The sequence below is a fragment of the Lentzea sp. NPDC036949 genome (assembly GCF_055608075.1).
On record NZ_JBVJRA010000010.1, the window covers coordinates 73380 to 97352 of the forward strand.

Here is a 23973-nt window from a genome sequence, read left to right on the forward strand (position 1 = left end):
GGACACCGATACGCCGGACGCCACCGCCCCCGACCACCACCGCACGTCACGGGGGCACCGCCGTCACCACCGGCGCCGCCTGGCCGGCCAACGCCCGTACGCCCTCTCCCGTGCCGCGACCGGCTCGAACACGTTGCCGGAGGTGGGTGAGACCGTCTCCCTCGTCAGTGCCGCGAGGCGGAACAGCGGCCCGACGAGCCGGTCGTAGAGCTCCGGCAGGCAGCGGAACACCGAGACGATCAACGGGTTCGCCGGGCCGACCGGCACGGAGACGTGCCGGCGCGGCCGGTCGGCCAGGCGCACGATCGCGGCGGCGACGCGATCCGGGCTCAGCACCGGGACCGGTGGGCGTGCCGCACGTCCGCCGTAGTTGGCGGCCTGGTCGTACACCGGGGTGTTGACGCTGCCGGGGCTGACGATGCACACGTGCACGCCTCGTTCGTCGCGGGTTTCCTGTTGGAGGGTGCGCAGCAGCGCGCGCTGGCCCCACTTGGCCGCGGTGTAGGCGCCCATCCGCGGAACGGTGATCGAGCCGAGCAGTGAGTTCACCCCGATGAACACCCCCGTGCGCTGACGCCGCAGGACCGGCAGGACCGCTTGGGCGAGGTGGAGCGTGCCGTGGACCGCGGTGTCGACGACCGAGGTGAACACGGCCGCGGGCATCGACTCGACGGGTCCGTAGGCCATCACCGTGGCGGTGTGCACGACGACGTCGATGCGGCCGTGCAGCTCCAGCGCCTTCGTGACGATCCGGTCGGCGGCGGCGGGATCTCCGACGTCGTCGACGACGACGTCCACCGCGGCCACGCCCACCGCGCGGCAGGCCTTCTCCGCGGCGTCGAGCGCCTCTCCGCTGCGGGAGACCAGCACGACGTCGTCCCCGCGGAAGGCGAACGCCGTCGCCGCGGCGAGCCCGATCCCGCTGCTGGCCCCGACCACGAGCACGACGCGCCCCGTCACGGGTTCAGCACCACCTTCACGCAGCCGTCGCTCTTGGCGCGGAACACCTCGTACCCGTGCGCGGCGTCGGCGAGCGGGAGGCGGTGCGTGGTCAGGTCCAGGGTGCCGAGCGGATCGGCCGGGTCGAGCACGAACGGCAGGATGTCGTCGGTCCAGCGGCGCACGTGGGCCTGTCCCATGCGCAGCTGGATACCGCGGTCGAACATCTCCATCATCGGCATCGCGTCGAGCTCTCCACCGTACACACCGGACACCGACACCGTGCCGCCGCGCCGCACGCCCTTCAGAGCGGTGTGCAGGGCGTCGAGCCGGTCGACGGCCAGCTTGTCGACCACCTTCTGCGCCAGCGCGTCGGGGAGCAGTCCCGCGGCCTTCTGCGCCAGGGCGACGGCACCCCCGCCGTGCGCCTCCATGCCGACGGCGTCGATGGTGGCGTCCGGACCGCGGCCGTCCACCATCTCGACCAGCGCGGCGGCGAGCTCGTCGGAGCCGCCGAACTCGTCGAAGTCGACGGGTTCCGCGCCGTGCCGTTCGGCCAGCGCGAGACGTTCGGGCACCCGGTCCACGCCGATCACACGGCCGGCGCCGAGCAGCCGCGCGATCCGGACGGCGAACTGCCCGACCGGGCCGAGGCCGAGCACGGCGACGGTGCCGCCCGGTGGCACGTCGGCGTACCGCACCGCCTGCCACGCGGTCGGCAGGATGTCGGACAGGAACAGGAACTGCTCGTCGGGCGTGCCGTCCGGGACGACGATCGGCCCGAACTGGGCCTGCGGCACCCGCAGGTACTCGGCCTGGCCGCCGGGCACCGAACCGTAGAGCGAGGTGTAGCCGAACAGGCTCGCGCCCTTGCCCTCGCCGCGCACCTGCGTCGTCTCGCACTGCGCGAACAGGTCGCGCTCGCACATCCAGCAGTGCCCGCACGAGATGTTGAACGGCACCACGACGCGGTCGCCCACCTTGAGGTGGCCGGCCGCCTCGGCGCCCACCTCCTCGACGACGCCCATCGCCTCGTGGCCGAGCACGTCACCCGGTTTCAGGTAGGGCCCCAGCACCCCGTACAGGTGCAGGTCCGATCCGCAGATGGCGGTCGAGGTGACCCGGACGACCGCGTCGGTCGGTTCCTCGATGCGCGGGTCCGGCACGTCGACGACCTCGACGTTCTCATTGCCTTGCCATGTCAGCGCTTTGATGACATCTCCTCGGTCAGGTCACGGCCGAGCTGACCGCGGACGGTGTCCGCGAGCTCGTCCCAGCTGTCGGTGAACTTGCGGACCCCCTGGCGTTCCAGCTCGTCGGTGACCTCGCGGTAGTCGATCCCGAGCCGGCCGATCTCGCTGAGCACGTCGCGGGCGGGGCCGTAGAGCTCCCCCGGCACGAGAGGTGGTACCGAGCCGTGGTCGGCGAAGGCTTCCAGGGTGGGCCCGGGCATGGTGTTGACGGTGCCCGGGATGGCCAGTTCGGACACGTACATCGTGTCCGGGTAGGCGGGGTCCTTCACCCCCGTGGAGGCCCACAGGGGCCGTTGTGGCCGGGCTCCCGCCTCGGCCAGGTGGCGCCAGCGCTGCGTGGTCAGGCTCGACACGTGGATCTCGTGGGCGAGGCGGGCGTTGGCGATCGCCGCCTTTCCCTTGGCCGCGAGCGCGCGGTCGGTGCCGATGGCGTCGAGGCGCGCGTCGATCTCGGTGTCCACGCGGGAGACGAAGAACGAGGCCACCGAGTGGATGCCGGCCAGGTCGTGCCCGTTGAGCCGGGCCGCCTCCAGACCGGTGACGTGGGCGTCGACCACCTCGCGGTAGCGGTCCAGGGAGAAGATGAGCGTGACGTTGACGCTGATGCCCTCACTGATGACCGCGGTGATCGCGTCCAGTCCGGCGGTGGTGGCCGGGATCTTGATGAGCAGGTTCGGCTCGTCCACCACCGACCAGAGCAGACGGGCGCGGTCGACGGTGGCCTGCGGGTCGTGGGCGAGGCCGGGGTCGACCTCCAGCGACACCCTGCCGTCGACACCGCCCGTGCGGTCGTACACCGGGCGCAGGACCTGACAGGCCGCCCGGACGTCGTCGGTCGTGATGGCGAAGACCGTGTCCTCGACGCTCGCCTCTGCCTCCGCGAGGCGCCTGAGCTGCGGTGTGTAGCGCTCGCCGCGTGCCAGCGCGGAGGCGAAGATCGTCGGGTTGGTGGTGATGCCGACGACCCCGCGGTCCGCGACCAGCGCCTTCAGGCGGCCGTCGGAGAGGAGCTCGCGGGACAGGTCGTCGAGCCAGATGGACACGCCTGCGGCGGCGAGTTCGGTGAGCGGGTCGTGGCCCATGGCCATGATGCCTCCGTGGTCGGGAAATCCTGGTGGTTCAGGCGGGGCGGTCGCCGGTGCCGCCGGTGGTGGGCGCGGTGCTGCGCTGCACACCTCCCGGGCGGACCGACGTGACCGCGTCGTGCAGGCAGTCGTGCGCGGCCTCCGCGACCGCAGTGGCGGTGACGCCGAACTCCTCGTAGAGGCGGCGGTGGTCGGCGGAGGCGCCGAAGTGTTCGAGCGACACCATCCGGCCGGCGTCGCCGACGACGTCGCGCCAGCCCTGGGCGACCGCGGCCTCGACGCTCACGCGGGCCCGCACGCCCGGCGGGAGCACTTCGTCCCGGTAGGACGGTTCCTGCGCGGCGAACCACTCGAGGCAGGGCATCGAGACCACGCGGGCCTCGACGCCGTCCTCTGCGAGCAACGCGCGGGCGTCGAGGGCGATCTGCACCTCGGACCCGGTCGCGACCAGGACCACGTCCGGCTCTCCTGGTCCGGCGAGGACGTATCCGCTCCGCGCGGCGCCCTCCGCCGGGGCCAGGCCGCCGGGACCGCGGTCGAGCACGGCGACGTCCTGCCGCGTCAGGACCAGACCGGCGGGACGGTCCCGGTTCTCCAGAATCCGCCGCCAGCACACCGCTGTCTCGTTGGCGTCGGCCGGGCGCACGACGTCCAGACCGGGGATCGCGCGCAACGCGGCGAGGTGCTCGACCGGCTGGTGCGTGGGTCCGTCCTCCCCCAGCCCGATCGAGTCGTGGGTCCACACGTGGGTGACGGGCAGCTGCATGAGGGCGGCCAGCCGGATCGCGGGCCGCTGGTAGTCGCTGAAGACCAGGAACGTACCGCCGTACGGGCGGGTCAGGCTCTGCAACGCGATGCCGTTGAGCGCGGCGGCCATGGCGTGTTCGCGGATGCCGAAGTGCAGGGTGCGCCCGTAGGGACCGCCTTGCCACTTCGTGGTCTGCTTGCCCATCGGGACGAACGACGGCTCGCCGTCCATCGTGGTGTTGTTGCTCCCGGCCAGATCGGCCGATCCACCCCACAGCTCCGGCAGCACGGGAGCCAGTGCCGAGAGGACCTTGCCCGACGCCGTGCGGGTCGCCATCCCCTTCGGGTCGGCGGGGAAGACCGGCAGGGCGTCGGTCCAGCCGTCCGGAAGCCGCTGATCGCGCAACCGGTCCAGCAGCGCCGCGCGGTCCGGGTTCGCGGTGCGCCAGCCCGCGTAGCCGGCTTCCCAGCGCTCGTGGGCGGCCGCACCGCGGTCCAGCACCGCACGGGCGTGCGCGAGCACCTCGTCCTCCACCGCGAAGCTGCGCTCCGGGTCGAAGCCGAGCAGGGTCTTGACGGCGGCGACCTCCTCGGCGCCGAGCGCGGACCCGTGCGCCTTGCCGGTGTTCTGCAGGGTGGGCGCGGGCCAGCCGATGACGGTGCGCAGCACGATCAGGGACGGACGGCCGGTGTCCGCCTTCGCCGCCTCGACCGCGGCGAGCACCGCGTCCACGTCCTCGACGTAGCGGCCGGTGCTGGTCCAGTCGACGGACTGGACGTGCCAGCCGCAGGCGGCGAAGCGGGCGGCCACGTCCTCGCTGAAGGAGACGTCGGTGTCGTCCTCGATGGAGATGTGGTTCGCGTCGTAGAACGCGACGAGGTTGCCGAGCTCCTGATGCCCCGCGAGCGAGGAGGCCTCGGCGGTGACCCCCTCCATCAGGTCGCCGTCGGAGGCCAGGACGTACACGTGGTGGTCGAACGGGCTCTGCCCCGGCGCGGCGTCCGGGTCACGCAGTCCGCGTTCGCGGCGAGCAGCGAGCGCCATGCCCACCGCGCAGGCGAACCCCTGGCCCAGTGGTCCGGTGGTGATCTCCACACCGCGGGTGTGGCGGTACTCCGGGTGGCCGGGCGTGGCGGAGTTCCAGGTGCGCAACGAGGCCAGGTCGGTCAGTTCCAGCCCGTAGCCGCTCAGGTAGAGCTGCGCGTACAGCGTCAGGCTCGTGTGGCCGCAGGACAGGACGAACCGGTCGCGGCCGAGCCACTGGTCGTCGGCGGGATCGTGCCGCATCACCTGCTGGAACAGCAGGTAGGCCAACGGTGCGAGGCTCATCGCGGTGCCGGGGTGGCCGTTCCCCGCCTGTTGGACGGCATCGGCGGCCAGCACGCGGACGGTGTCCACGGCACGGACGTCCGCGTCGGTCCAGCCCGCGGCCTGCGCGACCGGCAGCGGCAGGGACGGGTCGCGGTGAAGTGGTGCGGTGGCCGTGCGTGTCATCTGTCGAGGCCTTCCCGGAGCTCGGTGCGTCCACGTGCTGGATCAACGAAGTCGCGGGTCCGGGCGGCTGTTGAAGCTTCCCCACGCGAATAGCCGCAATCGGGCCGCCGAAACTCGCCGTGCACCTCGGTGTCGCCGATGTGGTGGAACCGGCGGACCGGGTGACTGCGGGACCTGAGCCGATCGCTCGTCCACGGGGACGCGCGCAGCACTGTCGCGACCGCCTCGGGCACACCGGTGGCTCCGCGCAGGTTCCGCTTGACCGCCTCGGCGCACCTCGGCGGTTCGGGGACGGCGCCGGTCCGCGAAGCCGCCTGCCCCGCCCGGTGCGCCGGGCGGGTGTTGCGGGTGACGTGCCAGGGCGGCAGAGCACCGGAGCTGGTCCTGGTGCTGCCGGGTCTCGGCGGCAGGTGGCGGTGCACGGGGCACCGGGCGAGGGCCACGTCCCGGTGCCCTGTGCCGCCGCCGACGTCGTTCCGGCGCGACCGGCGCGTCCCGGTCAGGGGCGTAGAGTGAGTGGTCCGAGGGGACCTCGCGCATCGGCGTCCGAGCCAGGTGCCCCCTCCGGAGTGTCAGCGACCCCGCCCGGCTGGTCCGGACGGAGGCGGGAGCACCGGGATGATCTCGGGCCCGACCAGCACCAGTCCCAGCACCGAACTGACCGCGCCACGCGGGCTGCGGGTGACGAGGAAGCCGGACGCCCTGTCCGGCGGCCGGTTCCCCGGCGGCTGGCGACCTCTCGCCACCGACCCCGCCACCACCGTTCCGGCGCTGAACCCGCCGACCTGGTGCACGCGGCCGTGACCCGGCTCGTCTGACCTCCGCACCGCCTCACTCCTGAACAGACACCGCCCCGCCCCGGCCTCACGCCGGGGCGCGAAGCCGTCTGCCCCGATCCGAAAGGCCCACCGCTCCATGGTTCGCACCTATGGCTTCTTGAGCACCTATCCACCAACACAATGCGGGCTCGCGACGTTCACCGCCTCCCTCCAGCGCCACCTCGCCGCCGTCACCCCCGGCAGCGGGAGCCGCGTCGTCCGCGTCCTCAGCGACGTCGAACCGCACACAGCGGAACCGTCGGCGGGGCACCCCATGCGTCCCGGTGGGGTGGAGGCCGCGGCCGCGGTCCTCAACCGGTGCGACGTCGCGCTGGTCCAGCACGAGTACGGGATCTACGCCGGCAGTGACGGCGAGGAGGCGCTGGACGTGCTCGCCCGGCTGCGGGTCCCGGTGGCCGTCGTGCTGCACACGGTGCTCACCACGCCCACGCCGGGACAGCGCCGGGTGCTGGAGGCGGTCGTCGACCGCGCCGACGCCGTCATCACCATGTCGGAGGCGGCCAAGAGCCGCCTCCTGGCGGGTTACGCGGTCGAACGGCCGGGCGAGGTCGTGGTGATCCCGCACGGCGCCGTGCCCGCCGACAGGCCGGCCTCCGCAGCACCGGGCCGTGGCCCGCTGGTCCTCACCTGGGGCCTGCTCGGACGCGGCAAGGGCGTCGAGTGGGGCATCGCGGCGCTCGCCGCGCTGCGCGACCTGCGGCCGCGGTACCTCGTGGCGGGTCAGACCCATCCCAAGGTGCTGGCACACGAGGGCGAGGCGTACCGGACGCACCTGCGTGAGCAGGCCGCCGCCGCCGGGGTGACCGACCTGGTCGAGTTCGACCCGGCCTACCTCAGCGCCGAGGCGCTGGCGGACCTGGTGGGCAGGGCCGATGTCGTGCTGCTGCCGTACGACTCGTCCGAACAGGTCACCTCCGGAGTGCTCGTCGAAGCCCTCGCCGCGCGCAAACCGGTGGTCGCGACGGTGTTCCCGCACGCGGTCGAACTGCTCGCGGACGGCGCCGGACTGCTGGTACCGCACCGCGATCCCGCCGCCATCGCCGCGGCGCTGCGCCGCGTGCTGACCGAACCGGGTGTCGCCGCGGGCATGCGCGACCGGTCCGCGGAACTGGGTGCCGTGCTGAGCTGGCCCGCCGTGGCGAACCGCTACCGCAGCCTCTGCGACACCCTCGTGGCGGACAGGCTGTTCGCCGACCGCGTCGCCGTGACGCGATGAGCGGCCTCGATTTCGCCCACCTGATCCGGCTGAGCGACGACACCGGTCTGCACGAGCACGCCGACGGCCCGCTGCCGCGCCGCGAGCACGGCTACTGCCTCGACGACGTCGCGCGGGGCTTGGTCGTGCTGAGCCGCGAACCAGCCCTGTCGGCTGAGCTGGCCGCTCTGGCCGAACACTTCCTGGCCTTCACCGCCTACGCGCAGGCCGAGGACGGGCGCTTCCACAACCGGCTCAGCCCCGATCGCCGGTGGATCGACGAACCGGGACTGGGCGACTGGTGGGGACGCGCGCTGTGGGGGCTCGGCACCGCCGCAGCGCGCAGCACGGTGCCCGCGATCCGGCGGACCGCGCTGGAGTGCTTCGACCGCAGCGCCCACCACAGGCCACCGTCGGTGCGCACGATGGCGTTCGCCGCACTCGGTGCCGCCGAGGTGCTGAGCTCCGAACCCCTCCACGCGCCCGCCGCCGCCCTGCTCGGCGACATCACCTCCTACATCGGTGGTCCCCGTCCGGACCCGAACTGGCCGTGGCCGGAGAACCGGCTGTTCTACGCCAACGCCGTGCTGCCGGAGGCGTTGATCGCCGCGGGTGACCTCCTGGGCAGCGACGAGGTCCGCGACGACGGGCTGCGGCTGCTGGACTGGTTGCTGGCCGTGGAGTCCAAGGACCGCCACCTCTCGCCGGTCCCGACCGGCGGGTGGTTCCTCGGCGAGCCGCGACCGGCGTTCGACCAGCAGCCCATCGAGGCGGCCGCCCTGGCCGACGCCTGCGCCCGCGCCTACCGGGTCACCGGGGACTCCGCGTGGCTCACCGGTGTCCGCCGCGCGATCGCGTGGTTCAGCGGGGACAACGACCTGGGCTCGCTAATGCAGGACGAGCACACCGGGGGCGGCTACGACGGCCTGACACCGCACGGCCCGAACACCAACCAGGGCGCCGAGTCGACCCTGGCGCTGATCTCCACCCGGCAACACCTCCGCACGCTCCAGCGGAGCGCCGGGTGAACGCCCGCGTCACGCGCAGCCCGGTGCGGCTGCGCCCGGACCCCCGCCGGGTGATCACCAAGCTGTTCGTGCCGGGAGAAGAGGTTCCCGAACACGAGTCCCGGTCGGCGGCCGTCATCCGGCGGGTGATGGCGCTGGACGAGACGACCGCGTGCGCCGCGCTCGAACGCACGGTCCGGCTGTTCGCCGGACGGCACCGCGACGTCCGCGCGACCTTCGCGGACAACTTCGCGAGCGTCAGCCACCGGCTGGCCCCGGACGTCGAGCTGTCCGAGTCCCGCCGTCTGCTGATCGGCGCGTACTTCACCCACGAGTACGCCGTCGAGGGTGCCGCGCTGTGCAACCCGTCCATGGTCCCCCACCCCGACCAGAGCGGGATGGCGCAGGGACAGCTGAGGTTCGTGCTGAGCGTGCGCGGGATCGGTGAGGGGCACCTGTCCTCGATCGGTTTCCGGACCGGCACGGCCGGTCCGGATGGCGTTCTCACCGTGGACCCGCAGCCGGGCACCACCAGCACCGGTCTGCGCAGGGACTCGGTCTACGACAAGGGCCTCTTCCAGGGCAAGCTCGCCGAACGCGGTCATGACGACGAGGTCTCCGCCGTGCTGAACCGCTGGCTGCCGGTGCGGTTCACCGGAGCGGAGCTCGACGAGCTGCTGACCGGTCTGCACCCGAAGCTGGTCGAGCGGCAGGCCGCTCACCGCACCGTCGAGCTGGTCAGGTGGATAGCCGCGTGCAACTACACCACCGAGTTCCCGCAGGAGTCGTCGGTGGGTGGACGGGTGCTCTGGCCGGCCGGCCCGTCGGAACGCCACGGCATGGAGGACGCCAGGTTCGTGCGCTTCACCGACGACGACGGCTCGCAGACCTACTACGCGACGTACACCGCTTACGACGGTGTCGACGTGGCGCCGCAACTGTTGCAGACCGACGACTTCCGCACGTTCCAGGTCACGCAGCTGACCGGTCCCGCCGCGCGCAACAAGGGGATGGCGCTGTTCCCCCGCCGCATCGGCGGCAGGTTCGCCGCGTTGTCCCGCGGAGATGGCGAGAGCACGGCCGTGACCACCTCCGCGGACCTCAGGACGTGGCAGCGACCCCAGGCCGTGGCGGCACCGGCCAGGGACTGGGAGCTCGTTCAGGTCGGCAACTGCGGCTCGCCGATCGAGACGCCCGAGGGCTGGTTGGTCCTCACCCACGGAGTGGGTCCGATGCGGCTCTACTCCATGGGCGCGATGCTGCTCGACCTCGACGACCCCTCGAAGGTGCTCGGCGCACTGCCGGAACCGTTGCTGACGCCGAGTCCCTCCGAGCGCGACGGCTACGTGCCGAACGTCGTCTACTCGTGCGGCGGCCTGCTGCACGGAGACACCCTCGTGATCCCGTACGGCGCGAGCGACGCGACCATCGCTCTGGCCACGACGTCGGTGACCGAGGTGATCGCCGCGATGGTCCCGTGACACCGTCCTGCGCGCGTGCCGCGACGGCACCCGAGCGACCGGCCTGACCGGCACGAGCGCTCGCCGGAGAGCTGTTCCGCACGACCGGGATCGCCGCTCCGGTGCCGGTCGCGCGGAGCCGGGAGAGCCTGCCACTGCTCGTCGCGCCGGCACCGCAACAGGTGCGGCGCCGCCTGCGCGTCGCCTTCGCCGACCTGCGGAACCTGGCAGGCTGGGTGTGCTTCGACGCCGGCCTGGTCACCGCTGCGCAACCACTTCTCGCACGCGCCGGCGCCGGCCGAGGTGGCCCGCGACGACGGGCTGATCGCCAACGCGTGCCACCGGCTCGGGCGGGTGTCCCTGCGCCACGGGCAGCTCGACGAAGCGTTGCGGTACTTCGACCTCGGCCGTCTCGCGGCCGCGCGCTCCGGCGACCGGCTCTCGACCGGCGTCCTGGCCGTCAACTCGGCGTGGGCGTGTGCGCAGAAGGGCGTCGAGCACAACGCCCTCACGTTGCTCGACCGCGGCCGGGAGGAGTTCGGCGCCGCGGACCGCGCCGAGGTGGTCGGCTGGGCGCGGTTCCTCACCGAGCCCGACCTGTCGGCCATGGGCGGAGCGGTGCACACCGTGCTGGCCGGCACCACGCACACCGCCGTTCCGCTGCTCCTCACGGCGGTCGACGGCTACGGCGAGGACATGCTCCGCAGCCGGGTGCTCAGCCTGGTGCTGCCGGCCACCGGTCATCTCGTCGGGGGAGACCTGGATGTCGGTGTCGCCACCGGCCTGCGGGCCGTCGAGTCGGCGACCGCGGTCGGCTCGGCCAGGGTGCGCGACCGCTTCCGCCCCCTCGCCGCGCAGGCGCGCAGCCACCCGTCCCACGCCGGGGCGCTCGACCTCGCCCACCGCATCGACTCGGGAACGCCACGGCGGCGTCGTGAGCGACGAGCGGCCGGTCGCGGCACCGAGGTCCGCGTACCGGCCCGGTCGTTCCGGTCGACCCGCCCGCCTCCGCGAGGACGACCGCAGGTGGCGGCGGGTTTCGGCGCGGTGCGGCGGACGTCGCGCCAGTCCACCGGCTCCGGGCGAAGGGGGTGGACGATCCGGCCGGGTGCGGCACGCGCTGCGCAGCAGGGTGCTCGCCGACCGGGCGGAAGTGGTGCTCGCCGGGCACCCGCGGATCGCGCTGGGCGAGGCGGTCGTCCTTCCGCGGCGGCGGGGTCGACGTGGCGGCTCCACGGCCGGCGGGTCGTGGCCACCACCTGACTCACCGCCACGCGGGCGCCAGGTCCTCCTCCACGTGGACGACCATCGACTCCAGCACAGGACTTCCGAACGTGGTGACCATCGCGACGTCGGCGGCGTCCCTGCCGCGGCCGACCACGACCCTGCCCTTGCGGGGCCCGCCGTTGCGCGGGTCGAAGGTCCACCAGCGGTCTCCCAGCCAGACCTCCATCCACGCCGCGAAGTCCATCGACGCCCCGTCCGGCCGCGCGTCGAGGTCGGGCAGGTAGCCGAGGACGTAGCGGGCGGGGATGTCGAGGGCGCGGCAGAACGAGATCGCCAGGTGCGTGAAGTCGCGGCAGAGCCCGATCTCCGCGGCGTTGACGCCGGCGGACAACGCCGTGGAGGTGCCGCAGCCGCTCTCCAGCGACTCGTGGACGTGCCGGCAGATCGCTCGCACCCTGCGGTATCCCGGCGGATGGGCGCCGAACCTCGACCAGGCCTCGTCGCCCAGCGCGTCGGACGCGCAGTAGCGGCTGGGCAACGTGTAGAGCAGCGCGTCATCGGGGAGGTCGTCGGGCCACAGCTCCGGCGCGTCCTCGTCCACGTCCTCGACGCGGTCGGGCACGTCCACCCACGCGACGTAGTTCACCGTGGACAGTCGGGGTGGCAGCACCAGGCGCGCGAGCCGGTTGCCGTACACGTCGAAGTGCTCCCGCACCGGCAGGTCGGGTTCGGTGAACAGGTCCTCACCGCTCACCCGCACGTGGTCCCGCCGGTCCGGTCCGACCAGGAACACCGCCGGGGTCGGCACCTCGGCGCGGTAGGTGAACACGCAGCCGACGCGGAGCAGGCGAGTGCTCCGCGTCGGTCGTGCCTCGCCGCTGTGGCGGAAGGTCACCGCACTCGCTCGGGGATGTGGTCGAGCGCGTGCAACACGTGCACGGCCAGAGCCCGCGCGGCCTTGCCGCCGAGCTCGGTGCGGCCGGTCAGCACGTCCTCCACCATCTTGAGCCGGCGGTCGTAGGCGGACGTGAAGGTCGATTCAGTCATTCTGCATCTCTCGTCTTCTGCTGGGGTACCCGGCCGCCCTCGGCTTCCCAGAAGTCCACAGTGGACTCCTCGGCTTCCAGGGCACCGATGCGGAACAGGTCTTCGACGGTGTCGGTGTTGTCGCGCCGGACAGCGCGCATCATCGTGTGGTGGGCGGCGGACGGGTCGGTGCCGGGCGGTACGACCAGCAGCGCGAGGCGGCTCCGGTCACCCGCGACGAGGTCGAGGGTGTGCGCCGGCCTGGACCAGAACCCGTTGAGGCGGACGCGGACGCCGTCCACCGCGATCTGGCGCGGCGCCGTGTCCCAGCCGGTCAGGTCGTAGCTCACCCGCGGGATGTCGCCCAGCCGAACTGCCAGCACCGAGAGCAGTGCCGGCAGTTCGGCGGCGAGGTCCCGGGAACGCGGCCACCACGCACCGTCGACATGCCCCGTGACGAGCGCCTTCGGCCGCAACCGCAGTCGCAGCTGGTGATGCCGAGGCTGCTCCGTGGCCGTGACGGCCGGCGGGGCGATGGACCGGTGCGGAGCCGACGTCATGCCGGGACTCCCGTCTCCGGCCGAAACGGCCGGTTCTGGTTTCGCCGAGTACGACGTGAGCTTGACCGCTCAGGTACGAGATGTTCTCGGCACAATTGACACTACACCCTTTTTTCGCACTCAACCGATTGCACGTCCACTGATTTCTGACCGCCACCACCTGCCGACAGCGCTGCCGGCAGGTGGCACGCAGGGGCAAATCCGTTGCGCGGCCGTCCGCCCGCAGAATTCCGCCGCGCCCACCGGAACGTTCTCGCCACGGTGCGCGAAATGATCCGAGGAGGTTTCGGCCGGCGATTTCCTGGCCGAGCCGGAAAATCGCCGGACGCCGGTGGCCGTTCCGTTCTCGCGAGAAATCGCCGACGAGCCGAACGTTCATCGGGCTCGCCGACGGGGGAACAGCCGCCCGGCGGATCAACGGAGGTCGCCGGGTCGGCGGGGGGCGGCCAGCCGCGACCTCGCCGGTGGCGACGCCGGGGCCGCGTGCTCGCACACCACCGCCCCGGCGACGTCGAGGTGGAGGTCGAGGACGGCTGACAGGCCGGTGATCGTCAGGGGCATGCACACCTGGCGGTTGGGCGCGACGACGCACAGCACCGCGCCGGCCTGCCGTGCCGTCTTCTCCAGGGCGACGAGGACGGTGAGTCCGGCCGCGCAGAGGAAGTCCACCCCTCCGAGGTCGAGAACGAGGTGGTGGGTGAGCCGCAACTGCCCGAAGACCTGATCGTGCAGCACCGCGCAGGTGATCCCATCCACCTCACCGCGCACGGCGACCACGACCGCTCCGGTGGGGGTCGTCCGCGCGGTGGTGGTGAGCAGTTCGGCGGGGCACCGGCTCGGCCGGGCCGCCCGCAGGCCGCCGGCACCGGTGAGATCGATGTGCACCACAGGAACTTCCTTCGTCGGCTGGCGCGACGCCGGGTCCAGGGCACGTGCCGCTGACGTTACACCGCAGTACCACCGAGGCGGAAGCTCCGCGTGCCGCGACGTCTCCCCCGCCGCACCGGAAGATCCACAGTGGATGATCGAGGACACCGGTCCCGCGGAGGTGGAGTAGCGTCGGAGGCATCAACGACTCCGAGCACGAAGAACGACCGGCCGCGGGCCCGACTCAGGTCAGGGGGAGGATCCGCGCGGGCGTCGCCGTGGTGGCGGTCCTCCTCGCGCTCCTCGCGGCGGTGCTGGCGGTGCTGCTCGGCCTCGACCAGGCCGGTGTGGTGCTGCTGGGGGTCCTGGGCTGGCTGGTCGCCCTGGCGGCTCGGCTCCCGGTGCTGGGCTCAGCCGGGCGGCTGCACGCCCTCCGGCGGCGCGAGACCATCATCGCGGTGGTGTCCGGTGCCACCGACGAGGTGGTCCGGCTCGCGCTCGTCGTGATCGTCGTCAGCGGTGTCGAGTCCGCGCTCTGGGCCGGGTTCGGCTGGGCGCTGGCTCAGCTCGTCTTCCTCGCCGCCACCGAGCTGACCAGGTTCAGCGGGCCCGTCGGACGGCTGGCCGCCGAACAGCTGAAGGCACAGGGCGGGTTCGTCAGCACGCACCCCGCGCACAGCGCAGCTCGTGGCATCACGACCATGTCGTTCCACCTCGGTGCGACGCTGCTGCTGAGCACCGGTCCGTGGTGGGTGGTGGTGACGGCGTTCGCACACCTGCTGGTGAACACGGGACTCGTGCGGTGGGCCGGAAGGCGGCTCGTGCCGGTCGAGCTGTTCGGCGCCTTCGTGAGCGCAGCGCTGCTGCTGGCAGGACTGGTCGGCACCGGGGTGCTCGGCTGACCGCGGGTGGAGCGTGCGCCGATCTTCTCCACCGGCTCCTCAAGCCGCCGGACTCGGCGTTGGAGCCGGTCCTTCCTCCCACCTGACCCCCGGCGGGACGTCGATCCCCGGATGCCCGGCGCCGCCGAGGCCCGACAACGCCACAGCTCATCCGGGTTTGTGGTCCGGGCGGCGGGGAATCCCGTGCAGAGGTGCGCGGGCAGACCGCTGCCCCACCGATGACCCCGGACCCGGCGTCGGCGACCGACACCGGAGGTACAGCCGTCGTGATCACCGACCGCGGGGATTCGTCGCCCACGCGGACCGCAGTCCCCTTCACACTGCGCGTCAGCGCGGCTCTCGGCTGGCGCTTCCTCGTCGTCGTGGCCTCGCTGTACGTGATCGGTGTCATCTTCGGCCGGCTGGCATCGCTGGTGGTGCCGCTCGCGATCGCGTTGCTGCTGGCCGCGTTGCTCACACCGGCGGTCGGTTTCCTCATGTCGAAGCGGTTTCCGCGAGGTGTCGCGACGATGGTGGTGCTGGTGGGCGGGCTCGTCGTCCTCGGCGGACTGCTCACGTTCGTCGTGACGACCTTCGTCAACGGCATACCGGCCCTGGCCGCGCAGCTCGTCCGCAGCATCGACGCCGTGTCCGGCTGGCTCGTCGACGGCCCCCTGCACCTCAGCGAGACCCAGCTGCGCGAGTTCGCCGACCGGGTCGTCAAAACCTTGCAGGACAACCAGTCCGGCATCACGTCGAGCGCCATCACCACGGCCGCCACGGTCGGGGAGACCCTCGTGGAGATGCTGCTCGTGTTGTTCGCACTCGCGTTCTTCCTCTACGACGGCCCGAGGATCTGGCAGTTCCTCATCCGCGTCGTCCCCGACGGCCCTCGCCGCAGGGTGGACGTCGCGGGCAGGCGCAGTCTCGCCGCGCTGGTCAGTTACGTCCGCGCGACCGGGGCGGTCGCCGTGGTGGACGCGCTCGGCATCGGCATCGGACTGGCCGTGCTGGGGGTACCGCTCGCGGTTCCGCTGGCGGCGCTGGTGTTCATCGGCGCGTTCGTCCCGATCTTCGGCGCGGTGGTGGCGGGTGGTGTGGCCGTCCTCGTCGCGCTCGTCGCGAACGGCCCGGTGACCGCGGCGATCGTGCTGGTCATCGTGATCGCGGTGAACCAGTTGGAAAGCCATGTCCTGCAACCGTTCCTGCTGGGACGGGCGGTGAAGCTGCACCCCCTCGCGGTGGTGCTGGCCATCGCGAGCGGGCTCCTCGTCGCGGGCATCGCCGGCGCGTTGCTCGCGGTACCGCTGCTGGCGGTGCTCAACTCCGCGATCCGTTCCCTGCTGAGCGAGGCCGACGAGCACGTGGCACCCGCCGACGTGCACACCAGCGAACCCGAAGAGTCCGGACCGGACGAACCCGGACTGGACACCGAAGCCGACACACCGAAACCCGGAGCAGGCAGATGACCTCGACCCACGACGTGCTGACGAAGACGGCCGACCGTCCTCGCGGCAGCGACTTCGCCCTTCTGACCAAAGAGATCAAAGCCGCCGGACTGCTGGAGCGCCGTCGCGGCTACTACGTGCTGCGGATGGCGGTCAACGGCGTCCTGCTCGGCGCCATCGCCGCCGCCTTCGTGCTGCTGGGCGACTCCTGGTGGCAGGTGCTGCTCGCCGTGGCCCTGGCCGTGGCCTCGACCCAGCTGGCGTTCATCGGGCACGACGCCGGGCACCGGCAGATCTTCCGCAGCCACCGTTCCAACGACGTGGTCGGGCATCTGCACGGCAGCCTGACCGGCATCAGCTACCAGTGGTGGGTCGCGAAGCACAACCGCCACCACGCCAACCCCAACCACGAGGACCACGACCCCGACATCGAGATCCACGCCCTCGCCTTCAGCCGCGCCCAGGCCAAGGACAAACGCGGCCTGAACGCCTGGATCACCAAACGGCAGGCCTTCCTGTTCTTCCCGCTGCTGCTCGCCGAAGCGGTCGTGCTGCGGATCTCCGGCATCGTCGCCCTGTGCCGCAACGAGCTGCGCAACCCGTGGCGCGAGGCCGCGCTCCAGATCGTGCCGCTGGCGGCGTACCTGCTGGCGGTCTTCGCCGTCCTCTCACCGTTGAAGGGGGTTGTGTTCATCGCCGTGCACCAGGGCCTGATGGGCGTGTACCTCGGGTGCTCGTTCGCACCCAACCACAAGGGGATGCCGATCATCACCGGTGAACAACGCCTCGACCACCTGCACAAGCAGGTGCTCACCTCCCGCAACGTCACCGGTGGCCGGTGGGTCGACGCGCTGCTCGGAGGGCTCAACCACCAGGTCGAGCACCACCTCTACCCGCACATGCCCCGCCCCAACCTGCGCCACGCGCAACCCGTCGTCGAGGACTTCTGCGGACGCCACGGAATCCCGTACAGCAAGACGACCATGGTCCGGTCGTACGCCGAGGTCCTGCGGCACCTGCACGACGCGGGTGCGCCGCTGCGCGGCACAGCACGATGACCGGTCCTGGGGAGACGCCGGCGAACGCCGTGTCCGCGGACGGGACGCGTCCGCGGTCGACCAGCGCCTGCACCTGGCCATCGGCTTCCCGGCGTCCGAACGCGACTGGGTCGTCGAGCGCCTGGCGGCTCTCGGTGCCCGCCTGCGCTCCTACCGCGACGACCGGGCGGAGCCGGAGAGAGCGGTGAAGTGCCGGGAAGCGCCGACCGGCGGGTGGGCTGGTCGGCGAGCGCGGCGTCGAGTTCGGGCCGATCACGTCGGCGCGATCCCGTGTGGTGCGTCCCAGAGGTGGCGGCCAGGCTGTCGAGCGAGGAGCCACCACGCCGTCAGGCCTGCTCCCGCTTCCTCCACCGACGGCGCAGCCACAGGCTCACGCACACGAGCGGGTCGTGGTCCGCTCGTACGACAGTCCGGACGCCTTGCCCAGCGCGTACGAACCGGCCTACATGATCGCGAAGGAGACCAGCAGCGGCACCGCGATCCGGACGACGTCGAGCGGGCGGCTCGTGACGGCCCCGCCCCGCAGCGCGAACAGGACGACGATCGTGAACAGCAGCCCGTACAGGGCGATCGGGCCGACGCGCGGCAGGTACTCCGACTCGTACCACTCCCGGCCCTTCGACGGCTCCCCCAGCCTGCGGCTGATGGCGGTGTTCTCGACGCGGTACCGGCTCAAGTCCCGCGCCTCTCCCCGCTCAGCACGCCGTTCCGGACTCGTCATGGCCACGACCCCGGCCACTTGGATTGACGAAAGTCGATACAACAGGTGTGATCTGCGACGGAGGGCCTCACCGGGACCGAGGAGGACCGCCGTGGCCGACACCCCCGAGGTGCTGGTCGTCCGCGGCCACAACGCGGGCCGTTCCCAGCCGGCCGCGGCACTGCCGCAACACCTCGGCATGGGCCGGGTGTGAGGCCGAGCGCCACGTCGGCCGTTCCGGGCGCTTCGCAGCACCCTCCGCCGTCGGCCTGCTCATCGGGCGCGTCGAACACACCGGCACCGCCGCACACACCGGCCTCGGGCAGCGCCAGCTCGACCCGCCGGGTGGCCGCGAGGTCACCGGAGACCGCGCCAGCGGCAGACCGGGCCCGCCCGGAGCCGGTCAGCGACAGGAACGTCGGCGCACGGCCGTAGCTCTTCATGCCGACCGGGCAGGCCCCGGCGGGCGCTTCCGGCAAGGCGACCTCAGGCGTCCTGCGCGGCGTGACCGGAGCGCGCACCCCGGCCCGGTCGCCCGAGGAGCCGCACACCCTGTTCGAGGTCCAGGGCCGTGCGCACACCATCGAGCGCGAGGCCCAGCTCCACGAGCGTGATCGCCACGGCCGGGCGCATGCCGACCACGACGGTGTCGGCGTCGAACAGCCGGGAGATGGACGCGATCGTGGCGAACATCCGCCCGATGAACGAGTCGACGATCTCGACCGCGGAGATGTCGATGACGACACCGTGGGCGCCGGTCGAGCTGATCTTCTCGGCCAGGTCCTCCTGCAGCGCGAGCACTCCCTGGTCCCGCAGGTCGATCTGGACGGAGACCAGCAGCACGCCACCGATCTCGAGAATCGGGACGCGTTCCATCACACGGCCTCGTGGTCCGGGACGCCGACGCCCTCGTGGCGCAGGGCGTGCCTCAGGGCGTCGGCGAGCGAGGCCTTGGTGACGATGTCGCCGAACTCGATGCCCAGCGCCACGATCGTCTGCGCGATCTGCGGGCGGATGCCGGACACGATGCACTCCGCACCCATCAGCCGGGCCGCGACGACGGTCTTGAACAGGTGCTGCGCGACCTGCGTGTCGACGGCGAACACCCCGGTGATGTCGATGATCGCGTGCTCGGAGCCGGTCTCGACCAGCATCTCCAGCAGCTTCTCCATCACCACCTGGGTGCGCGCGGAGTCCAGCGTGCCCACCAGCGGCACGGCGAGGACGCCCTCCCAGATCTTGACAACCGGCGTGGTCAGCTCCAGCAACTGCTCCGACTGCTCGCGGATGATCTCCTCACGCGCCCGCGCGTACGACTCGAACGTCCACAACCCCAATGCGTCCAGCAGCGCGGAGAACGCGAGCGCCTGCCGGAACAAAGCCGGATCTTCGCCGTTCTCCACCAGCGCGAAGACCCCGCGCTGGAGCGAGAAGACGCTCGACGCGGTCTCCGTGGGCGTGAAGCCGCCCCGCACGCCGGAGCGGGAGTACTCCTGGAGGAACGACCGGACCTCGTCGAACGCCGGTCCGGAGACGTCCCGGCCGTCCGATCCCGCCAGCGGCAGCACGAGCTGCAACAGCTCACGGAAGTCGATGGTGAGCTCCGCCCTGGTCGAACGCCCGCGCAGCGGGGCCGCCACGGCGTCCACCCACTCCTCGACCACCCTTTCGGCGTTGGTCCGCAACAGCTCCGCCAAGTGGTTGGCTTGCCCTGCGCCTGCAGTCATACGAGCCTCCTGGGCTTCCACCTCCGCGGCCGGGGCTGACCACCCGCACGCCTGGTGGGGGCCAGGTCCGCCGGCACGAGGTGCGTTCGGTGCCGATGCGGTCAGTCGCGGTCTGGCGGGTGGGGCGAGGTCGGCGCGGCCGCGTCGAGGTCCGCCGCGCGGAGGCGGAACACCTGGAGTTCGGTGCCGAAGTACTTCGTGGTCTCGCCGACCCAGTGCATGCCGTTGTTGCGCACGGTGGCCGCCGCGCGGGTGTTGCCCGGCCGGACGACGGCGAACACCTCGTTCACGTCCTGGCTGAACGCCCAGGAGGCCAGGGCGTGGGTCGTCTCGGTGGCGTAGCCGTTGCCCCAGGTGTCGGGACGCAGCTGCCAGCCGATCTCCAGGTCCTCCTCGCCCGGCGGCAGCGGCAGCAGGACTGCCCCGCCGATCACCAGGCCGTCGCTGTCGCGCTGGATCGCCCAGCGGCCCGACGGCGCGGGCAGCCGCACGCTTTCCGCGGCCCACTGCTGCAACAGCAGCCGCATGGCCGCCCGGTCCGGGACCTGGTCCATCTCGGGACTGAGCCAGCGCGTCACCTCGGTGCGCCCGTACACGGCGAGTGCCACGGCGGTGTCCTCGAGCTTCCACGGGCGCAGGGTCAGCCGCCCGGTGGTGAGCACGGTGGTGGTCGTCATGAGCAGATGCACCCCCGGGGCAACGCGGAGACCGCGGTGGCGGTGCAGTACCGCACCCCGAGGGGGTCGTGCTCGCGCCACAGGTGCGGGCAGACGCCGCACACGCGACCGGCTTCGGCTTCGGTGTCGATGGTCAGTGGCTCGGACGTGGTCATGCGGGAACTCCGATGAACGGTGCTGCGAGGAAGAGGACGCCGGTGGAAGAGGCGCGAGGACACCAGGGCCGCGAAACGGGTCCGAGGTCGCCCCGGCGCTCCCAACCTCCAGCCGGACGGCCGGGTCTCGTGATGCGCCCAAGGCGGCACCAGCTCGACCGCTGCTGCACGACATGCCCTCGGTGTTCCCCAGTCTACGCCAGTCCCGGAGCCCGGCTCGCCGGTGCCGCCGCACAGCGCGACGCACCCGCGAGTCCGCGGCGAAGTTCGGTCCTGTTAGGACAGTTAGCGCCGCGACCGGGCCCCCGGCGCACCCCGCGCCAGGGCCCGGCGGGTTCCTCCGAGCGCGGCGCACCGCGTTCGCGCTGAACGCGGGCGCCGGTCCGGCCGCCACCGCACGTCCCCGCGAGGTCGAGCCGGAGGAGCACCCAGCCCTCATCGTCCGAAGTGGACTGACATCGCGGGTCACCCGTCTCCTGTGCCGTGATCGGGGTCTTCCTGCCCGCCACCGGTCGTGTTCGCGGAGCAGCGCGACCCGGCCCTCGCCGTTCGCGGGGGTGAGCCGGGCAGCCGGTCTCCGCGCACTCCCCCGCCCACGCCCGTGACATCGCGGCGACGAGAGCCGGTGCGGGGAAACCGGTCAGGAGCAGACCGGTGCGCGATGGAGTACTGTCGGCGGGGTTGGGGTTCCAGTTGCCGCATCCAGCCGCCGCGGGCCCCGATCCAATCCGGCGCTGTCGCCTTCGGCCGGAGATCGGAGCACCGGCTTGCCGCCGGACCGCCAGCTCTTCACCTCGTCCTCCCGAAGCCACCGCACCGCACCGGACGAGCAGGTGCGCTCATGACACGGACCGGCCAGATCGGCAGGCAGACCGGTGCCGCCGCGGATTTCACCGAGGCCAGGCTCGCCGCCGACGAGACGGGGGTCGTCCGGCAACGCCAAGCGGCCCGCCTCGTCGCGCAGCACTGCCACGACGCGCAGGACTGCCGCGACCTGCTCGCGATGCTGGGCCTGTCCGAACTCGCACCGCGTACCGCAGGTCCGACGCGGGACGAGCAGAAGACCACGACTTCCCCGGAGGCGCTCGGCGTGCACCGGACGACCGAAGGAGCACGTCGATGACCCAGGGAACCGTGAAGTGGTTCAACGGCAGCAAGGGGTTCGGTTTCATCGCCCCCGAGGGCGGCGGACCGGACGTGTTCGTGCACCACTCCGAGGTCCACGAGTACGCCTACCAGGGCATACCGGAACACCAGCCGGTGCAGTTCGAGATCAGGCAGGGCGACAGGGGGCCGCAGGCCACGTCGGTCCGCCTTCTCTGACAGGACAAGGCATCCGAAAGCGGGCCACCACCGGGTGGTCCGCTTTCTCCGCCGGTTCGCCGGTGGCGGACGGCCCCTCCTCGCGCGCCCGCTGAAGGCGCCGGCAGTACTGTCGCCCCATGACTGATGCACAGGGCGGTCCCACGCTCGGTCCCACGTTGTCCGAGTGGCTCAGCGCTCGCGGGGAGACCGAACGGCACCTGGCGGCGGCAGTCGGCGCCCCGGTCGACGCGAAGTGGGTGCAACGACTCGCGGACCTGCTCGCCACCGAGAGGTCCTGGCAGGAGCAGTACACCGACCTCCTCGCGCTCGGCAGTGCCGGTGGTCAGTTCCCGTCCTCGAACCGCTGAGCCGCCGACTGCCGGGAGCCACGTCCTCCATGACGCCGCCGGCGCGCGCTGCGGTCAGGCTTCGCGCGCGTCCAGCCCCGTCACGTCCGCACGGGCAGGCGGTCGACCTCGGGCGCGTCCACCTGCCGGGGCGCACGGCGCAGCAGCGCGCAGAAACCCGCCGCGATCGTGGCCAGCACCGCGATCGTGACCGCCATGGGCCACGTCGAGTGGCCCTCCCCCGCGCTCACCAACGGTGACACGACCGCGGCAAGCCCGAACTGCGACGCCCCCAGCACCGCCGACCCCGTGCCCGCCGCCTGCGGAACGGCGTCGAGGGCCAGTGCCGTGGCCGGCCCGAGCACGAACCCGAGGGACGCGACCGCGAAGAAGATCGGCACCACCAGCCAGCCCGCGCCGATGGGCAGCAGCGCCAGCACGAGCAGCACCACCGCGGCCGAGAAGAGCCACGTGACACCGATCGTGAGGATGCGGCGGGGGTTGCCGCGACGCAGCAGGCGGGAGGCGACCGCGCTGCTCGTGATCAGACCGAGCGCGTTGAGCCCGAACAGCAGGCCGTAGCTGACCGGGCCCATGCCGATGACGACCTGGTACAGGAACGGCGAGGCCGAGATGTAGGCCATCAGGACGGCGAACGAGAAGACGAACGTGGCCGTGGCGGTGAGGTAAGCCTTGCGCCCCAACGCGTGGAAACCGCCGGACCGCGCCGAACCCCGACGTGAGCGCGGGTGGGTCTCGCGCACCACGACCGCGGAACCGGCGAGCATCGCGACGGCGAGACCGGCCAGGACGAACAGCACACCGCGCCAGCCGATGCCGTCGATGAGCAGGCTGCCCAGCAGCGGGGCGACAACGGGTGCCACGCCGCTGACGATCATCATGAGGCTGAACGCGCGCGCGGCGGTGCGGCCGGTGGCGAGGTCGGCGATGACCGCGCGGCCGATGACCATGCCCGCGGCGGCGCTCAGGCCCTGGAAGAGGCGGCCGGCCAGCAGGACCTCGATCGTCGGTGCGGTGGCGACGAGGAGGCTCGCGGCCACGAACACCGCCGAGCCTGCCAGCAACGGGCCGCGGCGGCCCCAGCGGTCCGACAGGGGGCCGAAGACGAGCTGGCCGGCGGCGAGGCCGAGCAGGAACGTCGTGAGGGTCAGCTGGACGGCGGTGTCGGTGGTGGTGAGGTCGGTGGCCATGCGCGGGAACGCGGGCAGGTAGAGGTCGATGCCGAACGGGGCCACGCTCGCCAGCAGGGCCAGCACGAGCAGGAGCGGCGTGGGGACGGCGCCGCGCGCAGGGGTGTCCACGCACTCTCCTATCGGTTGATAGCTATCAGGTGATAGCGAAGTTATCATGTGGCCGTGGACGAGGACCAGAAGGCGCGGTTGTTCGAGCTCGCCGACCTGATCGCGGCGGTCGGACGGCAGATCCACGCCGCCAAGGAGGTGCTGCACCGGGAACCGCTGACACCGGTGGAGATCGCCGCGATGCGGTTCATCGACCGCAACCCCGGCACGTCGGCGGGGGTGGCGGCGGAGGCCACCCACCAGATCTCCAGCAACTTCAGCCGGGCGTTGCGCAGCCTGGAGAAGAAGGGGCTCGTGCACCGCGAGGCGGATGCGGAGGACGCGCGGCGCGTGCGCCTCTACCCCACCGCCCGCGCGCAGGAGAACCTGCGGCGGTTGAGCGTGCTGTGGAGCGATCTGCTCGACGACGCGGTGTCCGATGAGGACGACGTGGAGTCGATGATCTCGACGCTGCGGCGGATCGAGGCGAAGCTCGGCGAGAAGGCCCGCGCCCGCGCCGGTCAGGGCGGTGGGGGCGGTGGGGGCGAGCCGGGGTCAGGCTGACGGGCCGCCGAGGTGGCGGGCCGGGAAGCGGCCGGCAAGACACCGGCCGGGGACACGAGGGTGCCGCGGTGTTCCCAGGGCCACGGAAAGGCCCCACCTGGCCGTGGCCG

General features: G+C 72.2%; 25 protein-coding genes and 1 pseudogene. 12 read left to right on the forward strand and 14 right to left on the reverse strand.

Annotation, left to right across the window (positions count from 1 at the left end; genetic code table 11):
- Positions 1 to 63 precede the first annotated feature (63 nt).
- From ACZ7CD_RS26705 to tkt, 4 genes are read right to left on the reverse strand one after another with little or no spacing between them, the layout of a single operon-like run.
- A complete protein-coding gene (locus ACZ7CD_RS26705) occupies positions 64 to 960 on the reverse strand; it encodes an SDR family NAD(P)-dependent oxidoreductase (protein ID WP_470379943.1) in 897 nt (298 codons plus the stop codon).
- Positions 957 to 2153 carry a zinc-dependent alcohol dehydrogenase gene (locus tag ACZ7CD_RS26710; protein WP_360393738.1) on the reverse strand — a complete coding sequence of 399 codons (1197 nt, stop codon included), beginning with the start codon at positions 2151 to 2153 and terminating at the stop codon, positions 957 to 959. Before ACZ7CD_RS26710 ends, ACZ7CD_RS26705 begins: the two co-directional genes overlap by 4 nt.
- A complete protein-coding gene (gene tal / locus ACZ7CD_RS26715; RefSeq protein WP_470380052.1) occupies positions 2141 to 3274 on the reverse strand; it encodes a transaldolase in 1134 nt (377 codons plus the stop codon). The genes ACZ7CD_RS26710 and tal overlap by 13 nt, the downstream gene beginning before the upstream one ends.
- Positions 3275 to 3311: 37 nt before the next feature.
- Positions 3312 to 5519 (reverse strand): transketolase, encoded by a 2208-nt coding sequence (tkt, locus tag ACZ7CD_RS26720; protein ID WP_470379944.1) that lies wholly within the window; start codon positions 5517 to 5519, stop codon positions 3312 to 3314.
- 618 nt (positions 5520 to 6137) lie between these two features.
- Between tkt and ACZ7CD_RS26725 the strand changes: the two genes are divergently transcribed.
- The 5 genes from ACZ7CD_RS26725 to ACZ7CD_RS26745 all read left to right on the forward strand — a co-directional run bounded on the left by ACZ7CD_RS26725 (position 6138) and on the right by ACZ7CD_RS26745 (position 11283).
- Entirely contained in the window at positions 6138 to 6323 is a 186-nt protein-coding gene (locus ACZ7CD_RS26725; RefSeq protein ID WP_360393129.1) for a hypothetical protein, read from the forward strand.
- Between the two features lie 132 nt (positions 6324 to 6455).
- A complete protein-coding gene (locus tag ACZ7CD_RS26730) occupies positions 6456 to 7574 on the forward strand; it encodes a glycosyltransferase (protein ID WP_360393126.1) in 1119 nt (372 codons plus the stop codon).
- The gene (locus tag ACZ7CD_RS26735) at positions 7571 to 8581 is read left to right on the forward strand and encodes a hypothetical protein (RefSeq protein ID WP_360393123.1); all 1011 of its coding nucleotides are present in this window, start codon (positions 7571 to 7573) and stop codon (positions 8579 to 8581) included. The genes ACZ7CD_RS26730 and ACZ7CD_RS26735 overlap by 4 nt, the downstream gene beginning before the upstream one ends.
- On the forward strand, positions 8578 to 10041 hold the full coding sequence (locus ACZ7CD_RS26740; protein ID WP_360393120.1) for a glycoside hydrolase family 130 protein: 1464 nt from the start codon (positions 8578 to 8580) through the stop codon (positions 10039 to 10041). Before ACZ7CD_RS26735 ends, ACZ7CD_RS26740 begins: the two co-directional genes overlap by 4 nt.
- A gap of 282 nt (positions 10042 to 10323) precedes the next feature.
- The gene (locus tag ACZ7CD_RS26745; RefSeq protein ID WP_470379945.1) at positions 10324 to 11283 is read left to right on the forward strand and encodes a hypothetical protein; all 960 of its coding nucleotides are present in this window, start codon (positions 10324 to 10326) and stop codon (positions 11281 to 11283) included.
- A 1-nt stretch (position 11284) separates the two neighbouring features.
- Here the strand turns inward: ACZ7CD_RS26745 and ACZ7CD_RS26750 are convergent, their stop codons facing one another.
- The 4 genes from ACZ7CD_RS26750 to ACZ7CD_RS26765 all read right to left on the reverse strand — a co-directional run bounded on the left by ACZ7CD_RS26750 (position 11285) and on the right by ACZ7CD_RS26765 (position 13721).
- Positions 11285 to 12142, reverse strand: a complete 858-nt coding sequence (locus ACZ7CD_RS26750; RefSeq protein WP_470379946.1) for a transglutaminase-like domain-containing protein — start codon at positions 12140 to 12142, stop codon at positions 11285 to 11287.
- Positions 12139 to 12294, reverse strand: coding sequence for a DUF6307 family protein (locus tag ACZ7CD_RS26755; RefSeq protein ID WP_360393111.1), 156 nt, complete (start codon positions 12292 to 12294; stop codon positions 12139 to 12141). The genes ACZ7CD_RS26750 and ACZ7CD_RS26755 overlap by 4 nt, the downstream gene beginning before the upstream one ends.
- Positions 12291 to 12833 (reverse strand): DUF5994 family protein, encoded by a 543-nt coding sequence (locus tag ACZ7CD_RS26760; RefSeq protein WP_360393109.1) that lies wholly within the window; start codon positions 12831 to 12833, stop codon positions 12291 to 12293. The genes ACZ7CD_RS26755 and ACZ7CD_RS26760 overlap by 4 nt, the downstream gene beginning before the upstream one ends.
- Positions 12834 to 13247: 414 nt before the next feature.
- Positions 13248 to 13721: an STAS domain-containing protein gene (locus ACZ7CD_RS26765; RefSeq protein ID WP_470371098.1), complete on the reverse strand. Its 474-nt coding sequence runs from the start codon at positions 13719 to 13721 to the stop codon at positions 13248 to 13250.
- Between the two features lie 260 nt (positions 13722 to 13981).
- On the opposite strand from ACZ7CD_RS26765, the gene ACZ7CD_RS26770 reads away from it, so the two are divergent.
- The 3 genes from ACZ7CD_RS26770 (at position 13982) to ACZ7CD_RS26780 (ending at position 17087) form a co-directional block, all read left to right on the forward strand.
- On the forward strand, positions 13982 to 14602 hold the full coding sequence (locus ACZ7CD_RS26770; RefSeq protein WP_360393103.1) for a hypothetical protein: 621 nt from the start codon (positions 13982 to 13984) through the stop codon (positions 14600 to 14602).
- A 266-nt stretch (positions 14603 to 14868) separates the two neighbouring features.
- A complete protein-coding gene (locus ACZ7CD_RS26775) occupies positions 14869 to 16050 on the forward strand; it encodes an AI-2E family transporter (RefSeq protein WP_360393101.1) in 1182 nt (393 codons plus the stop codon).
- Positions 16047 to 17087 carry a fatty acid desaturase family protein gene (locus tag ACZ7CD_RS26780; RefSeq protein WP_470374911.1) on the forward strand — a complete coding sequence of 347 codons (1041 nt, stop codon included), beginning with the start codon at positions 16047 to 16049 and terminating at the stop codon, positions 17085 to 17087. Before ACZ7CD_RS26775 ends, ACZ7CD_RS26780 begins: the two co-directional genes overlap by 4 nt.
- Before the next feature lie 445 nt (positions 17088 to 17532).
- Here ACZ7CD_RS26780 and ACZ7CD_RS26785 read toward each other — a convergent pair.
- From ACZ7CD_RS26785 to ACZ7CD_RS26805, 5 genes and pseudogenes are all read right to left on the reverse strand, one after another.
- A pseudogene (locus ACZ7CD_RS26785) lies at positions 17533 to 17733 on the reverse strand (arsenic resistance protein); the annotation flags it as partial.
- Positions 17734 to 18273: 540 nt separating this feature from the next.
- On the reverse strand, positions 18274 to 18663 hold the full coding sequence (locus tag ACZ7CD_RS26790; RefSeq protein ID WP_360393095.1) for an STAS domain-containing protein: 390 nt from the start codon (positions 18661 to 18663) through the stop codon (positions 18274 to 18276).
- Positions 18663 to 19514: an STAS domain-containing protein gene (locus ACZ7CD_RS26795; protein ID WP_470379947.1), complete on the reverse strand. Its 852-nt coding sequence runs from the start codon at positions 19512 to 19514 to the stop codon at positions 18663 to 18665. Before ACZ7CD_RS26795 ends, ACZ7CD_RS26790 begins: the two co-directional genes overlap by 1 nt.
- A 101-nt stretch (positions 19515 to 19615) precedes the next feature.
- Positions 19616 to 20191: a GNAT family N-acetyltransferase gene (locus ACZ7CD_RS26800; protein ID WP_470379948.1), complete on the reverse strand. Its 576-nt coding sequence runs from the start codon at positions 20189 to 20191 to the stop codon at positions 19616 to 19618.
- Positions 20188 to 20346, reverse strand: a complete 159-nt coding sequence (locus tag ACZ7CD_RS26805; protein WP_470371102.1) for an RGCVC family protein — start codon at positions 20344 to 20346, stop codon at positions 20188 to 20190. The genes ACZ7CD_RS26800 and ACZ7CD_RS26805 overlap by 4 nt, the downstream gene beginning before the upstream one ends.
- Before the next feature lie 841 nt (positions 20347 to 21187).
- Between ACZ7CD_RS26805 and ACZ7CD_RS26810 the strand changes: the two genes are divergently transcribed.
- From ACZ7CD_RS26810 to ACZ7CD_RS26820, 3 genes are all read left to right on the forward strand, one after another.
- The gene (locus tag ACZ7CD_RS26810) at positions 21188 to 21469 is read left to right on the forward strand and encodes a hypothetical protein (protein ID WP_360393084.1); all 282 of its coding nucleotides are present in this window, start codon (positions 21188 to 21190) and stop codon (positions 21467 to 21469) included.
- A complete protein-coding gene (locus tag ACZ7CD_RS26815; protein ID WP_360393081.1) occupies positions 21466 to 21669 on the forward strand; it encodes a cold-shock protein in 204 nt (67 codons plus the stop codon). The genes ACZ7CD_RS26810 and ACZ7CD_RS26815 overlap by 4 nt, the downstream gene beginning before the upstream one ends.
- Positions 21670 to 21788: 119 nt before the next feature.
- The gene (locus ACZ7CD_RS26820; RefSeq protein ID WP_360393079.1) at positions 21789 to 22019 is read left to right on the forward strand and encodes a hypothetical protein; all 231 of its coding nucleotides are present in this window, start codon (positions 21789 to 21791) and stop codon (positions 22017 to 22019) included.
- 80 nt (positions 22020 to 22099) lie between these two features.
- On the opposite strand, the gene ACZ7CD_RS26825 is transcribed toward ACZ7CD_RS26820, so the two are convergent.
- Positions 22100 to 23320 (reverse strand): multidrug effflux MFS transporter, encoded by a 1221-nt coding sequence (locus ACZ7CD_RS26825; RefSeq protein ID WP_470371103.1) that lies wholly within the window; start codon positions 23318 to 23320, stop codon positions 22100 to 22102.
- A gap of 54 nt (positions 23321 to 23374) precedes the next feature.
- Here ACZ7CD_RS26825 and ACZ7CD_RS26830 point away from each other — a divergent pair, with 54 nt between their 5' ends.
- On the forward strand, positions 23375 to 23863 hold the full coding sequence (locus ACZ7CD_RS26830; protein ID WP_470379949.1) for a MarR family winged helix-turn-helix transcriptional regulator: 489 nt from the start codon (positions 23375 to 23377) through the stop codon (positions 23861 to 23863).
- Positions 23864 to 23973 lie beyond the last annotated feature (110 nt).

Bases quoted from the DNA above. Each gene is read 5' to 3' on its own strand.
- ACZ7CD_RS26780 (WP_470374911.1), top strand. From the start codon at position 16,047: ATGACCTCGACCCACGACGTGCTGACGAAGACGGCCGACCGTCCTCGC.
- ACZ7CD_RS26790 (WP_360393095.1), bottom strand. From the start codon at position 18,663: ATGGAACGCGTCCCGATTCTCGAGATCGGTGGCGTGCTGCTGGTCTCC.
- ACZ7CD_RS26795 (WP_470379947.1), bottom strand. From the start codon at position 19,514: ATGACTGCAGGCGCAGGGCAAGCCAACCACTTGGCGGAGCTGTTGCGG.
- ACZ7CD_RS26800 (WP_470379948.1), bottom strand. From the start codon at position 20,191: ATGACGACCACCACCGTGCTCACCACCGGGCGGCTGACCCTGCGCCCG.
- tal (WP_470380052.1), bottom strand. From the start codon at position 3,274: ATGGGCCACGACCCGCTCACCGAACTCGCCGCCGCAGGCGTGTCCATC.
- ACZ7CD_RS26805 (WP_470371102.1), bottom strand. From the start codon at position 20,346: ATGACCACGTCCGAGCCACTGACCATCGACACCGAAGCCGAAGCCGGT.
- ACZ7CD_RS26755 (WP_360393111.1), bottom strand. From the start codon at position 12,294: ATGACTGAATCGACCTTCACGTCCGCCTACGACCGCCGGCTCAAGATG.
- ACZ7CD_RS26725 (WP_360393129.1), top strand. From the start codon at position 6,138: ATGATCTCGGGCCCGACCAGCACCAGTCCCAGCACCGAACTGACCGCG.
- ACZ7CD_RS26815 (WP_360393081.1), top strand. From the start codon at position 21,466: ATGACCCAGGGAACCGTGAAGTGGTTCAACGGCAGCAAGGGGTTCGGT.
- tkt (WP_470379944.1), bottom strand. From the start codon at position 5,519: ATGACACGCACGGCCACCGCACCACTTCACCGCGACCCGTCCCTGCCG.
- ACZ7CD_RS26760 (WP_360393109.1), bottom strand. From the start codon at position 12,833: ATGACGTCGGCTCCGCACCGGTCCATCGCCCCGCCGGCCGTCACGGCC.
- ACZ7CD_RS26810 (WP_360393084.1), top strand. From the start codon at position 21,188: ATGACACGGACCGGCCAGATCGGCAGGCAGACCGGTGCCGCCGCGGAT.
- ACZ7CD_RS26820 (WP_360393079.1), top strand. From the start codon at position 21,789: ATGACTGATGCACAGGGCGGTCCCACGCTCGGTCCCACGTTGTCCGAG.
- ACZ7CD_RS26735 (WP_360393123.1), top strand. From the start codon at position 7,571: ATGAGCGGCCTCGATTTCGCCCACCTGATCCGGCTGAGCGACGACACC.